This is a genomic window from Nonomuraea sp. NPDC059023 (assembly GCF_042740095.1).
Lineage (GTDB): Bacteria > Actinomycetota > Actinomycetes > Streptosporangiales > Streptosporangiaceae > Nonomuraea.
The window spans coordinates 63,969-79,255 of sequence record NZ_JBHYIO010000010.1; the positions used below are offsets into that span (position 1 = coordinate 63,969).

Here is a 15,287-nt window from a genome sequence, read left to right on the forward strand (position 1 = left end):
AGCAAAACCCCCGTTCTCAGATGAACTTCTTGGACGCGAGGAAGTCGGCGGCCTTCGCGCCACCGTCGCCCTCGTCCTTGACGATCGTGCCGGCCGCGCGGGGCGGGGCCGCGGCGAAGTCCACGACCTCCGACCAGGCGGCGCCGAGGCCGACCTGACCCGCGTCGGCGGAGATGTCGGCCACGCCGAGCGTCTCGACCGGCTTCTTCTTGGCCGCCATGATGCCCTTGAAGGACGGGTAGCGCGGCTCGTTGATCTTCTCGACCACGGAGACGACCGCCGGCAGCGACGCCTCGACCTTGTCGTAGCCGTAGTCGGTCAGGCGCTGGATCGTGATCGAGGAGCCCTCGACGTCGACCTTGTTGGCCAGCGTGAGCTGCGGCGCGCCCAGGCGCTCCGCCAGCATCGCGGGCAGCACGCCGGTACGCGCGTCGGTGGACTCGGAGCCGAGGATGACCAGGTCGAACCCGATCTTCTTCAGCGCCTGGGCCATCGCGTAGGAGGTCGAGAGCGCGTCCGAGCCCCGCAGGGCGTCGTCGGTCAGGTGGACCGCCTTGTCGGCGCCCATGGCCAGGGCCTTGCGGATGGTCTCGGTGGCCTTGCCGGGGCCCATGGTGAGAACGGTGACCTCACCGCCATGGGCCTCCTTGAGTTTCAGCGCCTCCTCGACCGCATACTCGTCAAGCTCGTTCACCACGCCGTCGACGGCGTCACGGTCGAGCGTCTTGTCATCGGACCGCAGCTTGCGCTCGGTCGCCGTGTCGGGAACCTGCTTCACGCAGACGACGATGTTCATGGCCGGTGGCCGACCTCCCGTTTTCGCCGGATAGCTCGGTAGAAAGCTCGTGCGGTGTCCAGAGTGCCAGGTGCCAGGGGTGGACCGCGTCGGCGGGTCACCCCTCGCTCCTGAGTCGCTATGTTACCCATGAGTAGCTTGAGGGCAAACTCGCAGGTGGCCCCAGCTTACCGAACTTTGTTCCAGAGTCGGGGTGTGATCAGGCCGACATGAGGAAGACCACACCGGCCACCAGCGCGGTCCCGGCGAACACGGCCAGAGTGAGCGGGCTGAAGAACGTGCTCAGCCCGAACCACAACGCACCCGTCCCCGCCATCGTCGCCAGGTCCGCCACGATCCTGCGCCTCCTGAACGGCCGCCGCGAGGCCAGCGCCACCCCCGCGTCGGCCACGATCGCCAGCGCGAAGGCCGACAGCAGGAACAGCGACACCTCGGGCAGATGCACACGGGCCGCCGCGGCCAGCAGCGACACGAACAGCCCCGACCCGATCACCCACCGCCTGCGCACCTTCTCCCGGTGCAGCGCGCGCTCCAGATCCACGTCCCGCCGGACGCCGGGCCGCCATTCGCGGGTGGGCTCGGCGTGCGGATCGGCCACCAGGACCCGCGGCTGCGCCGTACCGGAGGAAGGTCCGCGGGTGTGACCGCCGCGCGGGGCCGGTGTGGCGCCCAGCACGGCACAGATGCGCGCGGCCGTCGGCCGCGCGGCGGGCTCGCGCGCCAGGCACTCGCGCAGGAGCGGGGCCAGCCACTCCGGCACGCCGTCGAGGTCGGGCTCGTGATGGACCACCCGGTAGGCGACCGCGGAGGCGGGCCCCTTCCCGTACGGCTCCCGCCCCGTGGCGGCATAGGCCATGGTGGCGCCGAAGGAGAACACGTCGGCCTCGATCCCCGCCTCCCGCCCTTCCAGCAGTTCCGGCGCGAGATAGCCGGGCGTCCCGATCACCGCGCCCGAGGCGGTCACCGACAGGGAGTCGAGCGCGAGCGCGATCCCGAAGTCGATCACCACCGGCTCGCCGTCGGCCATCATCACGTTGGCCGGTTTGAGGTCTCGATGGGTCACGCCCGCCTCGTGCATGGCCGACAGCGCCTCGGCCAGCCCGGAAGCCAGCAGTCGCAGATCGGCGACCGGCACCGTGACGGCGGACAGCGGCTTCCCCTGCACATACCTGGTCACCAGGTAGGGCCGCTCGCCGTCCAAGGAGGCGTCCAGCACCTCCGCCACCCGCGCCCCGCGCACCCGCCGCATCGTCTCGACCTCACGCGCCAGCCTGGTCAGAGCGGCATCGTCGGCGGCCACGTGCGGATGCAGAATCTTGACCGCCACCGTCCGGCCCTCGGCGTCGAGCGCGAGATGCACCTCGCCGAACCCGCCCGCGCCGAGCCGGGACAGCAACCGGTACGGCCCCAGTTGCTCGCTCATACCCATCCTTTCCCCCGGTGGCAGGGACGGGACACTCAGGACCAGGGTGACAAGAATCCCAGCCCTGTCTTCTTGAGCAGGTCGTCGGCCAGACCGGTGAGGAGGCTGACGGCGCCGTCCTGGGCTTGGGCGGTCAGGCGGTCGATGACTTCGGAGGGAGGCTCCCAGGGGGTCCAGACGGTCTTCTGGCTGAAGGCGAACAACACCGCCAGCAGGGTCAGGGTGCCGACGGCCACCGTAGCGACCAGGGCGGCGCCAGGAGTGCGCAGCACGCTCGTCAGGCTGCGGGTCACGGCCTTGCGCGGAGCGCCGCCGCCGGGCAGGACGAACAGGCCGAGCGTGAAGGCCCCGGCGGCGTAGGCGGCGGCGCCGTTGATGCTCATGCCGCCGCCCCAGCGCAGGATGCCCCAGACGATCGCGCCGAAGGCCAGGGCGAGCGGCACGTGCACGAGGGTCATCAGAGCGGCCTTCACCAGCGCCCACGGGGTGCCGACGATCGCCAGCAACGCGTCGGCCGAGCTGCCTCCGCCGCGGGCCCGCCGCCGGTTCACCATCTCGCCGAACAGGTACTCGCCGACGCGCAGCACGACCGCGAGCGCGATGGCGACCGCGCCGACGGTGACCGGGACCATGACCGTCATCGCGGTCAGCCCGACGAGCAGCAAGAACCCGACGAGCTGGCTGCCGACGACGAAGCGCTTGCGCTCCCCCGGCGGCGTGTACGGCCTGGCCTGCGTCTGCGGCGCGGGCGGCGGCGTATAGGGACGCACCTGGGGCGGCGCCGGATAACCGGCGACCCGCTGGTCGGTACGCGGCAACGGCGCCGGCACGTAGGGCGGCGGCGTGGGGTTGCGCGGCGCGGGCGGCGGCTTCTCCACCCGCTGCTTCTCCACCCGCGGCGGCTTGGCGTACTCGACCGGCGGCAGCAGATCGGAGTAGTTGTCACCGGCGGGCAGCACGCGCGTGCCCGACGAGGGCGGCGGCGCGGTGGGCACCTCGTGGAAGGCGGTCCTGGTCGGGTCGAGCTGCCTGGCCATCCGCAGGAGTTCCTGGGCGCCGGGCCGCGAGCGGGCGTCGACCTGCAGGGCACGGCTCAGCCAGCCGCGCAGCCACATCGGCGCCTTGTCGAGCTGGGCCCGGCCTTCCATGATGTTGAAGCAGACCGCCTCGAACGTGCCCGTGCCGAACGGCGGCGCGCCCGTGGCGGCGAAGAAGACGGTGGAGGCCAGCGCGTGCACATCGGCCGCCTGGGTGATCTCCGAGTCGCGGATGATCTCGGGCGCCAGATAGCCGGGCGTGCCGACGAACATCCCGGTCTGGGTCAGCCGCGTGGCGTTGACCAGGTGCGCGATGCCGAAGTCGATGACCAGCGGCTCCCCGCCCACGAGCATGACGTTGGAGGGCTTGAAGTCGCGGTGGATCACGTCGGCCGCGTGGATGGCCACGAGCGCCTGACAGAGCCCGCGCGCCAGCCGGACCAGCTCGTAGTCACGCAGCGCCCCGTCGGCGAGGACGGTGTCCTCCAGCGTACGGCCCGGCGCGAACCGGGTCACGACGTACGGCTGCCCGCCCACGAGCTCGGCGTCGAGCACCTCGGCCACGTGCGAACTGCGCACGCGCCGCATGGTCTCGACCTCGCGGGTGAGCCGGTCGCGCGCCTTGAGGTCGGCGGCGACATGCGGGTGCAGGACTTTGATGGCCACCTGGCCGCCGTCGGCGTCCATGCCCAGGTGGACCACGCCCATGCCGCCCTCGCCGATCTTCCTGACCAGCCGGTACGGCCCGAGCCGCTCTGGAACCTGCGTGTTCATCGCCTGGCTCCCTGCATCATCCCCCCGACTTCGACAGTTTCCCGAGCTGATCTTCCAGCTGCGAGACGTTCGCTGGTGTCCATACTGCGCGCAAATTCGGCGACGTGCCGAACGTACCGATGGCGAGCACCAGTGAAAGCGCGGCGCCCGCCGCGAGCACCCCGGCCATCACCATGGCCGCTGTCCTTGAGGGTACGAGGGATGAGAGGGTCCTGCGCATCTGGCGGCCAGGTCCCTCGACGCCGGGACCGGCGCAAATGGTCCAGATGGCGACGGCCGCGCCCCAGGCCAGGGCGTTCTCCGGCTCGCTCCTGCCCAGCACCGTGAGCAGGAGGGTGACCGGCAGCCCGAGGATGGCGGCGTACAGGACCAGCGCCAGCGTGATCCCCGCCGACTTGACCAGCGCCTTCGGGTGGCCGAAGACACGCAGCACGTCGAGCGCGGCGGCGCCGGTGGAGCGGCGCGCGCTCAGCTCGGGCTGGGCCAGGTCCGCGGCGCGCAGGAGCAGGGCGACCGGGAGCGCCACCAGGGCCACGAGGACCGGGGCGAGCGCAGCCAGGACGATCATGATGATCAGGAGCATCGCGCCGGCCACGCCGTACGCGCGGGACCGCTGCAGGAGCTGTCCCGGACGTACTCCCGGGATGTACGGCTCGCGGCGCGTGGCCGGGTCCTGCGGGTACTGCTGCTGATGCGGCGGCGCCTGCACCGGAACGTAGGGCGGCGGCTCGGAGCGCACCCGCGCGGTCGGCACGTCGCCCTCGCGCGGAGGGGGCGGGTAGCTGTTGTGCCAGCCCTGCTGACCCGGCCACGGCACGCTGGGGGCGCCGCCGCCGTCCTGCATCTGACGCAGCTCTTCCGGCGTGACCCTGCGGGTGGGCCACGGGTCGCCCTGGGCGGGAGCCGGCTGGTAACCGGGCGGCCGGGCGTGCTGGTCGGAATGCGCGGGGCCGGGCGGGGGCGCGCCGTGCTGAGGTGGCGCCTGCGCTCCCGACGCGGCGTGCGGGGGCTGCTGGCCGTGCGGGGGATACGTGCTGACGTGCGGGCCCTGACCGCCGTGTCCCCGACCGCCCTGACCGCCCTGATCGCCCTGGCCGCTTTGGCCGCTTTGGCCCTGGCGTGGGTCCGAGGGGGCCGGCGGGGTCTGGCCCTGCTGCGGACCTGAGGTGGCGGGCGGGGCCTGGCCGCCGTTCTGGGGGCCGTTGGGGAGCAGGGAGACGTACTGCTGGGGAGGCAGGGCCGGGGCCTGGGAGTCGCCGGTACGGTCCGTGCGGGGGACGGTGGAGATCTCGTCCGGGACGGTTCTGGCCGACTTGGGCAGCAGCCGCGCGGTCTGCTCCGCCAGTTCGGCCGCCTTGGGCCGCCTGGCGGGGTTGCGCTGGAAGGCCGCCTTCAGCAGCGGCTGCAGCACCGCCGGGGCCGCGCTCACGTCGGCCTTGCCCGCGGTGATGTTGTAGAAGATCATCTCCAGTGTGCCCTTGCCGAAGGGCGGCAGGCCGGTGCCGGCGAAGAGCAACGTGCCCGCCCAGGCGTGCACGTCGACCTCCGGCCCCGCCTCCTGGCCCTCGATGATCTCGGGCGCGAGGTAGCCGGGCGTGCCGATGAACATGCCGGTCTGGGTCAGCCGGGTGGCGTCGACCGCCTGGGCGATGCCGAAGTCGATCAGCACCGGCTGGCCGTCGAGGATGAGCACGTTGCCCGGCTTGAGGTCGCGGTGGATCACGCCCACGGAGTGGACGGCGGACAGCGCGGAGGCCACGCCGTGCGCGACCGCGAGCAGCGCGGGCAGCTCCAGCGGGCCGTCGTCCCTGACGATCTCGTCGAGGGCGCGCCCGGCCACGTACCGGGTGACGATGTACGGCCGATGACCCGTGACGTCGGCGTCGACCACCTCGGCGATGTACTTGCTGCGCACCCGCCGCATCGTCTCGACCTCGCGCGAGAGCCGCCGCCTGGCGACCTCGTCGCCGGCGACCTCGGCACGCAGGACCTTGACCGCCACCTGCCGACCATGCTGATCGACAGCGAGGTGGACAACGCCCATTCCGCCTTCACCGAGCCGCCTGAGCAGCCGGTAAGGGCCAAGTCGGTCATCGTTCATGGCATGAAGCACCATACCGGCTTAATCCCCGCCCACGAGATGAACCATGGGGCCACATTCCCACTCGTACAACGTCCGGATCAGCCCCATCGGTTTCCCATCCAACGGTCTCGAATACGTCTCAATTGGCCAGATCGAGCACCTCGGCGCCCTTCAACCCGGCCAGCAGCGCCCCGGAGACGGCGAGCTTGGACCTGCGCACGCCGCTGCCGATGACGACCCTGTTATGCGATGCCACGTTCGAATCAACCAGGATAGGCCAGTCCGCAGGCAGTCCGAGCGGGGTGATGCCGCCGTACTCCATGCCGGTCAGCTCGACCGCCTCGGCCATCGGCGCGAAGCTGGACTTGCGGACGTCGAGATGCTTGCGGATGACGCCGTTGACGTCGGCCCGCATGGTCGCCAGCACCATGCACGCCGCGTACCGCACCTCACCGCCCCGCTTTCCGGCCACGATCACGCAGTTGGCCGACTCGTCGAGTGCCACGCCGTACCTCTCACAGAACGCGGCGGTGTCGGCCAGGCCGGGGTCGATCGCGGCCACGTGGACGTCGTCGTCGGCGAGCGCGCGCACCGCCTCGGCCACCGGGCCGGCGAGGAGCTCGGTGTGTGTCGCCGCGGGCTGCCAGTGCAAAGTCTCTTCCATCCTCAGGACCTTACGCCCGCCGTCGTTACGGTGACTGCAGCACTCGTTGATGCAGCTGCGTGACGGCGTTGCGCGCGGACTCCATGGCCCCCGCCTGCCAGGCGATCAGGTGGGTGAGCCAGTCACCCGCGAAGTAAACCCTTCCGCTGGGGCGTTGCAGAAGAGTGAAGGACGAATCAAAGGCGGGCCAGCGGGCCCATCCGCCCTGGATGTGCGGCTGGCGTTCCCAGGCGACGGAGACGTCGGACAGCAGCTCGGCCCGGTACTTCTCGCCGTGGATCTTCTTACCCTGGGTGAGTGCCCGGCGGCGGCGGTCCTCGGGGGTCAGGGCGCCGTACAGCTCGGCGTGCTCGTCGCTGGTGTAGTAGCCGACGATGAGGCCGCGCCGGGAGTGGTAGCCGTGGGAGGGGTACCAGATGTGGGTGATGTCGAGGTCGGTCTCGGTGATGCCGCCGTAGATCCGGTCGTCGATCTCCCACCAGCGCCGGCCGTACTCCAGGCCGATCTTGCCGGCGGCGACCGGGATGGGCCGTTTCAGGGCGGCCGTGACGTCGGCGCCGAGGTTGTGCGTCATCCTGGCGAGGATGTGCGGCGGGAGCGTGGCCAGGCAGTAGTCGGCGGTGAGGGCGCCGCCGTTCCAGGTGACCTGGACGTCCTTCTCGCGGGTGGTGACTTCGGTGACCTGGACGCCGGTCCTGATGCGTTCGGGGCCGACGGCGGCGGTCAGGGCCTTGACGATGGCGTCCATGCCGCCGACCGGCTGGAACATGGGAGTGGCCTGTTCGTAGCCGAAGTCGTTGGTGATGGCGCGGCCGGTGGCGGCGGCGAGGACCTGGTGGAGCGAGCCGGGCGGGTCGAGCTGGATGCCGTTCTGGGTGGCCGGATATTTCACGAATCCGCGGCGGGCGGAGCCGTTGTAGTCGTAGGCCGGGCCGAGGTCGCCGAAGCGGCGCAGGAACTCCAGCAGCCGTTCCTTGTCGTCCTTGGTGAGCTTGCGGTTGAGCTGGCCGACATTTGTGGCTTTGGCGAGGAGTTCGGCGATATATCCGTACATGTCGGCTCGGGCGGCCTTCGCCCGGACCGTCTGCCCGTTGGTGTGCACGAACGCGTTGGCGTTGTTGTTGATGAACGCCTCGATCGGAATGCCCAGCTCGCGGCAGTAGTCCATGGTGACCATCCACGGCGCGATCCGCCCGGGTCCGGCGTTGAAGTACACGCCCTCCCCGAACCGCACATCCTGCGCGGGCCCGCTCATCTCGGTCAGCCGGTCGCCGCCGCGCAGCGTCAGGTTCCGCCCGCCCGCCTGCGCCCGCGCCTCCAGCAGCGTGCAGTCGTAACCGGCCTTGCCCAGCTCGTACGCGGCCGTCAGCCCCGCGACCCCCGCCCCGATGATCACCACCTTGGCCGCGGCCCTGCCGCGCAGCGTGAAGTCGCCCGGTGACGGCGGCGTGAACGCCTTCTCCTGTTCGCCGGGCGCCAGCCCCAGCGCCCCCATCGCCGCGTACATCGCCCCCGCACCCCCGGCCGCGCCGATCCCGACCAGGAGCCCACGCCGGGTGACCGTGTTCATCCGTAAGGGCCACTTCCGCAGGCGACCTGACCGCCGATGGTCGCGAACAGCCCGAACAGCGCCATGATCTGGGTGAAGTCGTCGGTCGTGAACTCGATGTGGCGCGTCCCCGCCGTCTTCACACCCGGGATCAGCGCCACCGCCGCCGCGATGGCGGTGGAGTTCCACTCCACTCCCAGCGTGTACGGCGCCGCCACCGCATAGGGCGTGAAGTCCGCGACCCGGTTCAGCGCCCGCTCCGTCGCCTCCCGGATCCTGGCCTGGGCCACGCTCGGCGGCAGCAGTTCGGCGGAGAACTTGTCGATGCCCTTCTTGACCGCGACCGTCTCGACGTCGCCGAGCAGCTCGCGCGCCTCCTCGCCGACCGCCTCGTCCCCGGCGACCAGCACCACCGGCACCCCGTGAAACCCGGCGCACGCGGCCACGATCCTGGTCTCGCCGCAGACCTCGCCGTTGAGGTAGACGTTCTGGATCTCCTTGCCCATCCACGTGTGGTTGAGCACCCCGTGCGGCACCCCGGCCATGGCGTGGTAGCCGACGAAGCAGGCGGCCTGGAAGGAGGCGTCGAGTCCCTGGGCCATCCGCTGCGACTTGCCCGGCCCTCTGATGAGGGTGGCGCGCGGGTCGAGCAGGTCGATCCGCAGGTTCTTCGTGGAGCCGTGCGCGTCGTTGACCAGCACGTTCGTCGCACCGGCGGCGAACGCTCCCTCGATCGCCGCGTTGGCGTCGGCCGTCATGAGCTCGCAGCCGCGTTCGTAGCCGCGCTTGCCCGCGTGCATCTCCTCCGGGTCGGTCAGCCCGGTCACGCCTTCCATGTCGACCGACAGGTAGACCTTCACGATCCCCATTCCTCCACACGCCGTGCCTCGCCGGGCGTCATCAGCCCGGCGTTGTCCGCCATGAACGCACTCGCCGGCTCGCGCCACGGCTCGGGGATCTCCGCCAGGGCGGGCGGGTAGCAGCGCTCCAGCCAGCTCGTGGACTCCTCCGTGGCGTCGAAGTAGTCGAGGGCTCCGGCAAGTATGGAGCTTTCCACACCGGGGATGCGGGCCAGGCCGTACTCGATCATCTCCATGCCGCCGTAAGGCGGCTTGCGCAGCCACTTGCGCACCACGGCGCGGTCGGCGGTGAGCGGCGTGTCGAGGGGCCGCCGCTCCACGGCGGCCTGGATGATCTCCTTGTAGAAACACTTCCCGCAGGTACGGCAGGGCCCGTCGCCGCCCTGGAGACACCAGCGGACCTGGGCCCTGAGCGCGGAGCCGAGCGCCAGCCGCATCGTCACGGCCTCGCTGACCCCGCCGACCGGCAGCACGATGGGCACGCCCGCTGCGGCGAACAACCGGCCCCACGCCCCGTGCGGCGCCCACATCGGGTTGTCCGGCGTGAACCGCAGCAGGTACCGGTCACCGCCCAGCCACCGTGAGCCGAGCTCGTAGCCGAACGCCAGCCCGCCGAGGTCCATCCGGTCGGCGAGCAGCAGCGCGCCCGCCGCGACGGCGTGGTGCTCGGGGTAGCCGGGGCGCGGCTCGGCGAGCGTGAACTCCAGGTCGGAGGTGACCGTGGTCAGCTCGCGGCCCGTCTTCTTCGCCAGTTCGGCCAGCACGTCGGAGCGGTAGTGGGTCCACCGGTTGGGCACCCTCGGGTGCGGCACTCGTCTGAAGTGCACGAACGGCGCCTCGGGGAAGATCGCCGCGGCCGCGACGGAGTCGGCGCCGCCGCTGTAGGAGATCGCCAGCGTCCGGCCCTGGCTCCTGGGCGGCCCGCCGACGGGGCCCGCCTCGATCCGCCACCCGTCGTGCAACGCCCGCGCCACCTCGGCGGAGACGGGCCGGTCGAACGTGATCCGCCTGCGTGTCCAGGGCGCGACGACCGACCAGGCGGCCACGGCGAACAGGTCGGGGTGCGCGTCGTCCGGCACGCCGCCGAACGCACACGAGCTGGTCCTGAGCTTGACCGGGTGCTCGTCGGCCGCCCTGCCGGTGATCTCGTCCTCGGGGTCGAGGCGGAAGGTCAGCCCGGCGCCGTCCCAGACGACCCTCACGAGCGCTCCTTGAGCCCGTCTATCGCCTGCCAGACCAGCACCTCGTTCTGCAGGACGTGGTCGAGCGCGTCCGCCGTCTCCTTGGACAGCCGCTGCGCGTCACCGGTCCTGGAGGTGAGCTGCCTGACCTCCTGCTGGAGGGTGACGACCTCGCGCCGGAGCGTCTGGACCTCCCAGAGGGCGTCCTTGATGTCCTGGCGATGATCCGCGACCGAGATGTACCGGGAGTCGAACCAGCCACGTACCGCCCTACGCAGCCGTACAGGAACCAGGACGCGCATCATGAACCGTCACCATACCGGCATCAGCCCCCATATTCGGCTGTTCTCCCGGGCTTCTCCCAGATCACCGAATACCGGCGCAGCAGGTGGCGGCGGTACCGCGATCCGGGCAGCAGTCGCCGGGCCTTCTGCCGTACCTGCCCGTATCCCATCTGGACGTCGGCGGCGGGCATGCCCGGCGGCCCGGCGGCCCGGCGCACCTTCTTGATCAGCCATACGACGGCCAGCCCCGGGACCCTGACCAGCCAGTCCGCCAGGGTGACGTCGCGGGCCAGCCCGACCACCACCAGCCTGCCGCCGGGACGCAGCAGCTCGCGCATCCTGACCAGACCCGCCTCGAAGTCCATGTGGTGGATCGTGGACACCGAGCAGATGAAGTCGAACCCCTCTCGCGGCAGGTCGGCGACGAGGAAGTCGCACTCCAGGAGAACGACGTCCCGGCTTCCTCCGGTCCGCTCCCGGGCGCGCGCGATCATCTCCGGCGAGGTGTCCACGCCGGTGACCCGCCCGGCCTTCCCTGCCAGCTTCGCAACGAGCAGGCCGTCCCCGCAGCCCACGTCCAGCGCCTCCGCGCACCCCTGCGGCACCTCGCGCAGAATCCCGGAGTGGCGGGCGACATTGGTGTTCCAGTACGTCTCGTCTGGCACGGGGTGGCCGTCTCCTATCGGGATGCGCACAGGCCGTTCAAGGTGATGGCGACAAGGCGATGGACCGCGGCCTCCGACGGCATCCCGGTGGCCGCGGTGAGCGCGTGCAGGCAGTACGCGGCCAGCTCGTCCGGGGCGGCGTCGGCGCGGACGACGCCGGACTCGGCGGCATCGGCGATCAGGTCGCGGACCATGGTGTGGACACGATGGTAGGCGCCGGCCACGTCCTGGTCGCGGTGCAATTGGGCGGCCAGACCGGTGTCCGGGCGGTGGTGGGCCAGCTCGGCGCAGGCGGTCAGCACGGCTTCGAGGCGTTCACCCGGATCGGTGGCCAGCGCACGGACCTGCTCCAGCCGCTGGAGATGGTGCTCGACGTGGCGCTGGTGCCACGCGTGCAGAATCGCCTCGATATCGGAGAAGTACTTGTACAGGGTGGCGCGTCCGATTCCGGCCTCGGCGGCGATGCTCGACATCGTCACCCCGGTAAGTCCTCGTTCGGCGACCAGGGTCGCCGTGGCGTCGAGGATCGTCTCGCGGGCGTCGCGGCGGTGCGCCTCGACGATCTCCTTCCACTGCGCGGCCATCCTCGTAGCGTACAGGCTGTAGACAAAGTGTCTTGTCTACCAACAATGTGTCTCTTAGAGTGTCGCGCATGCCGAAACTTCAGGTGCCCGGCGCCGTGCTCTCGTACACGACGACCGGGGCCGGGCGGACGCTGCTGCTGATACCCGGCGCGGGCGGCACCGGCCTCGCGTTCGCGCGGGTCGCGCGACGGCTGGCGGCCGAGTACACCGTGGTTCGTTACGCGCGTCGCGGGTTCTCCGGCAGCCGCGCCCAGGAGCAGCCCGGCGAATCCCTGCTGGCCGTCGACGCGGATGACGCCGCTCGGCTGATCGAACACGTCGGCGCCCGGCCCGCCGCCGTGTTCGGCGAGAGCTCGGGCGCGCTGGTGGCATTGGAACTCCTCACCCGGCATCCCGGCCACGTGGACGCCGTCGTACCGTTCGAACCACCCGCGATGCGCCTGCTGCCCGACGGGCAGCGCTGGATCGACCTGTTCCACGACGCGTACGCCACCTACCGCCGGCACGGTATGCGGCCCGCGCTGAAGTTGTTCCGCGAGAACACGTTCGCCGAGCCCGACCGCAAGGCCATGAACGCCGGCAGGGGACTCCACCTGCTCATCCCACCGATACGGGCGAATGTGGCGCACTGGTTCGAGCATGAGCTCCGGTCGTATCCCGCGGGCACGCTCGATCTGACCGCCCTGGCCGCGCGGCGCACCAAGATCATCCCAGCGGTGGGCCGGGCCTCGCGCGGGTATCCCTGCTACCGGGCGACCATGGAACTCGCCGACCGGCTCGGCCTCCAGGTCGCGGAGTTCCCCGGCGGCCACCTGGCCCACCTCACTGAACCGGCGGCGTTCTGCCGAGAGCTCGGGCGACTGCTCACCAACCGGGTCGATGACCCCGGATAGCCCCTCGACGCGGTTTCACCGGTCTGGTAAGCCTGAGAAAGGACCCTGGACAAGCTGTCGAGGTGATCTTCGATGGGTCATGGGCGATTACGCGTACTGGCCACGGGGGCGGTCGTTCTCGTTTCCGGGCTGAGTCTGTGCGCGGCTCCCGCCGACGCCGCCGGCCCCGTCGGGGGCAGTTCGCGTGCGGCGAGCGCCTTCGGCTGCACGGTGAAGGCCGTGGTCAGCTGGAACAGGAACGCGAACAGGTACACCTACCGGGGCTTTGGATCCTGCGCCAAGACCCGAAAAATGCGCATCTGGTGCTTCCCTGTTCACCGCCACTGGAACGGCATCTCGGCGACCTGGCATTCGCACACCGGATACGAGATTCGTCAGGGACCGAACGTCACGAGGCGTGTGGACACCGGCGGCTCGACGATCAGCGGCGGGAATGAGAACACCTACAAAATCAACTGCAAGCTCGAACTCGACGACAGGTTCTGGCTGCGCGTGAAGGTGGAAACCGCGCCCTTCCATCTGTAGTTCAGGGCGAGCGCAGGGCCGCCAGGAGCGTGCGGTGCAGGGCGGCGAGGTCGGCCGCCATGTCGATCTCCGGCTCCAGCAACCACTGGATCTGCAGCCCGTCCAGGGCGGCGATCAGGATCCGCGCGGCCCACTCGCTGTCGATCCGACCGGGGCCGGGGTCGGGGTCGGGAGCGAGGACGGGGTCGGCCAGGGCGGCGGCGCCCTCGCGGCGGAAACGGGCGTAGCGCTCGGCGAAGAAGTCGTGCGCCGGATGCTCGGGCTCGGCGGCGGCCGCAGCCACGTCGAGGAAGAGCTTGACCAGGCCCGGCGTGGAGACGTTGTCGGCCAGCATCTTCACCCCGGCCGGAGGGTCGGTGAGGGCGCTGCCGTACATCTCGGCGCTGATCTCGTCCCTGGCCTCGAGTACGGCGGTCAGCAGGGCTTCGCGGCTGCCGAAGTGGTGCAGGACTCCGGTGTCGGTCATGCCGACCCGTTTGGCGATGTCGCGCACCGACACCTTGCGGCTTCCGGCCTCGGCGTAGATCTCCAGGGCGGCGCGGAGGATCTGCTCTCGTTTGGCCGAGGTCTTGGCGTAGGGGCCCCGTGGTGCGCTCACGCGGAGGATTCTAGCGACACGAAACTATTGAGGTTCAAGGTTTTCGTGGCTACGCTGAGGCGCCATCCACCCCCCACCTGGAAGGACCCGTTCGTGCCTCTTCCTGATGGTTTCCTCTGGGGAGCCTCCACCTCCGCCCACCAGACCGAAGGCGGCAACACCAACAGCGACTGGTGGGCCATGGAGCACAGTTCCACCGGCACCGGCCACATCAAGGAGCCCAGCGGCGACGCCTGCGACAGCTACCACCGCTGGCGCGAGGACATGGACCTGCTGGCCGGCCTCGGCTTCACCGACTACCGCTTCAGCATCGAGTGGGCCCGCATCGAACCGGCGCCGGGCGAGTTCTCCCGTGCCGCCCTCGACCACTACCGCCGCATGGTCGACGGCGCCCGCGAACGCGGGCTGCGGCCCATGCTCACCTTGCACCACTTCAGCACCCCGGCCTGGTTCAGCCGGCGCGGAGGTTGGGACGCGGCCGAGTCCGCCGAGTTGTTCGCCCGTTATGTCGCAGCGGCCGCCCCCGTGTACGCCGAAGGCGTCGAGCACGTGTGCACCATCAACGAACCCAACATGCTCGCCACCATGGCCGGATTCATCCAGCTCCTCACCACCGGCGCCGCCATGCCCGAGGCGGGCCTGCCCGAGCCCGACCAGGCCGTCTCCCAGACCCTCATCGACGCCCACCGCCGCGCGGTCGAGGCGGTCAAGGCCCACGCGCCCCACGTGCGTACCGGCTGGACCGTCGCCAACCAGGTCTACCAGCCGCTGCCCGGCGCCGAACACGTCGCCGCCGCCTACTCCCACCCCCGCGAGGACCTCTTCCTCCAGGCCGCGGCGGACGACGACTGGCTCGGCGTGCAGTCCTACACCCGAACCCGCATCGGCCCCGACGGCCCGCTGCCCGTGCCCCCGGACGCCGAACGCACCCTGACCGGCTGGGAGTACTACCCCGCCGCGCTCGGTCACGCCCTGCGCCACACCGCCGCCGTCGTCCCCGGCGTCCCGCTGATCGTCACCGAGAACGGCATCGCCACCGCCGACGACACCCGCCGCGTCGCATACACCGGCGCCGCCCTCACCGGCATGGCGGAGGCGATGGCCGACGGCGTCGACGTGCGCGGCTACTTCCACTGGAGCGCCCTGGACAACTACGAGTGGGGCACCTACGCGCCCACGTTCGGCCTCATCCAAGTCGACCGGGAAACGTTCGCCCGCACCCCCAAGCCGTCGGCCGCCTGGCTGGGCGCGATCGGCCGCACCCGCGCTCTGCCGTACCTGCCGTGAAGGCCGCACGCGTCACGGTCGCCGACCCGTCGCTCCAGCCCGTCGCCGACGTCGTCGCCGCACTCGCCGTCCTTCCGATCAGGT

Annotated in this window: 15 protein-coding genes; 3 read left to right on the forward strand and 12 right to left on the reverse strand. The window is 70.9% G+C overall.

What is annotated here, in order from left to right:
* Positions 1–16: 16 nt before the first annotated feature.
* The 11 genes from ACFWYW_RS18710 to ACFWYW_RS18760 form a co-directional block, all read right to left on the reverse strand.
* Positions 17–796 (reverse strand): electron transfer flavoprotein subunit beta/FixA family protein, encoded by a 780-nt coding sequence (locus ACFWYW_RS18710; protein WP_379612051.1) that lies wholly within the window; start codon positions 794–796, stop codon positions 17–19.
* Positions 797–995: 199 nt separating this feature from the next.
* Positions 996–2,219: a serine/threonine-protein kinase gene (locus ACFWYW_RS18715; RefSeq protein WP_379612053.1), complete on the reverse strand. Its 1,224-nt coding sequence runs from the start codon at positions 2,217–2,219 to the stop codon at positions 996–998.
* Between the two features lie 35 nt (positions 2,220–2,254).
* On the reverse strand, positions 2,255–4,030 hold the full coding sequence (locus ACFWYW_RS18720) for a serine/threonine-protein kinase (protein WP_379612054.1): 1,776 nt from the start codon (positions 4,028–4,030) through the stop codon (positions 2,255–2,257).
* A 16-nt stretch (positions 4,031–4,046) separates the two neighbouring features.
* Positions 4,047–6,146 carry a protein kinase gene (locus tag ACFWYW_RS18725; RefSeq protein WP_379612055.1) on the reverse strand — a complete coding sequence of 700 codons (2,100 nt, stop codon included), beginning with the start codon at positions 6,144–6,146 and terminating at the stop codon, positions 4,047–4,049.
* Positions 6,147–6,252: 106 nt separating this feature from the next.
* Positions 6,253–6,777 carry a YbaK/EbsC family protein gene (locus ACFWYW_RS18730; RefSeq protein WP_379612056.1) on the reverse strand — a complete coding sequence of 175 codons (525 nt, stop codon included), beginning with the start codon at positions 6,775–6,777 and terminating at the stop codon, positions 6,253–6,255.
* Between the two features lie 25 nt (positions 6,778–6,802).
* Positions 6,803–8,347, reverse strand: a complete 1,545-nt coding sequence (locus ACFWYW_RS18735) for a flavin monoamine oxidase family protein (protein ID WP_379612057.1) — start codon at positions 8,345–8,347, stop codon at positions 6,803–6,805.
* On the reverse strand, positions 8,344–9,195 hold the full coding sequence (locus ACFWYW_RS18740; RefSeq protein WP_379612058.1) for a M55 family metallopeptidase: 852 nt from the start codon (positions 9,193–9,195) through the stop codon (positions 8,344–8,346). Before ACFWYW_RS18740 ends, ACFWYW_RS18735 begins: the two co-directional genes overlap by 4 nt.
* Positions 9,183–10,388 (reverse strand): DUF6395 domain-containing protein, encoded by a 1,206-nt coding sequence (locus ACFWYW_RS18745; protein ID WP_379612059.1) that lies wholly within the window; start codon positions 10,386–10,388, stop codon positions 9,183–9,185. Before ACFWYW_RS18745 ends, ACFWYW_RS18740 begins: the two co-directional genes overlap by 13 nt.
* Positions 10,385–10,672, reverse strand: a complete 288-nt coding sequence (locus ACFWYW_RS18750) for a hypothetical protein (RefSeq protein ID WP_184972723.1) — start codon at positions 10,670–10,672, stop codon at positions 10,385–10,387. Before ACFWYW_RS18750 ends, ACFWYW_RS18745 begins: the two co-directional genes overlap by 4 nt.
* A 20-nt stretch (positions 10,673–10,692) precedes the next feature.
* On the reverse strand, positions 10,693–11,316 hold the full coding sequence (locus ACFWYW_RS18755; RefSeq protein WP_379612060.1) for a class I SAM-dependent methyltransferase: 624 nt from the start codon (positions 11,314–11,316) through the stop codon (positions 10,693–10,695).
* A 14-nt stretch (positions 11,317–11,330) separates the two neighbouring features.
* Positions 11,331–11,900 (reverse strand): TetR/AcrR family transcriptional regulator, encoded by a 570-nt coding sequence (locus ACFWYW_RS18760; protein ID WP_379612061.1) that lies wholly within the window; start codon positions 11,898–11,900, stop codon positions 11,331–11,333.
* A gap of 68 nt (positions 11,901–11,968) precedes the next feature.
* Here ACFWYW_RS18760 and ACFWYW_RS18765 point away from each other — a divergent pair, with 68 nt between their 5' ends.
* Positions 11,969–12,793 (forward strand): alpha/beta fold hydrolase, encoded by an 825-nt coding sequence (locus tag ACFWYW_RS18765; RefSeq protein WP_379612063.1) that lies wholly within the window; start codon positions 11,969–11,971, stop codon positions 12,791–12,793.
* A 72-nt stretch (positions 12,794–12,865) separates the two neighbouring features.
* Positions 12,866–13,318, forward strand: a complete 453-nt coding sequence (locus ACFWYW_RS18770) for a hypothetical protein (RefSeq protein ID WP_379612064.1) — start codon at positions 12,866–12,868, stop codon at positions 13,316–13,318.
* Between the two features lies 1 nt (position 13,319).
* Here ACFWYW_RS18770 and ACFWYW_RS18775 read toward each other — a convergent pair whose 3' ends face one another.
* Positions 13,320–13,916, reverse strand: coding sequence for a TetR/AcrR family transcriptional regulator (locus tag ACFWYW_RS18775; protein WP_379612065.1), 597 nt, complete (start codon positions 13,914–13,916; stop codon positions 13,320–13,322).
* Between the two features lie 93 nt (positions 13,917–14,009).
* On the opposite strand from ACFWYW_RS18775, the gene ACFWYW_RS18780 reads away from it, so the two are divergent.
* Positions 14,010–15,203 (forward strand): glycoside hydrolase family 1 protein, encoded by a 1,194-nt coding sequence (locus ACFWYW_RS18780; protein WP_379612066.1) that lies wholly within the window; start codon positions 14,010–14,012, stop codon positions 15,201–15,203.
* Positions 15,204–15,287: the final 84 nt, after the last annotated feature.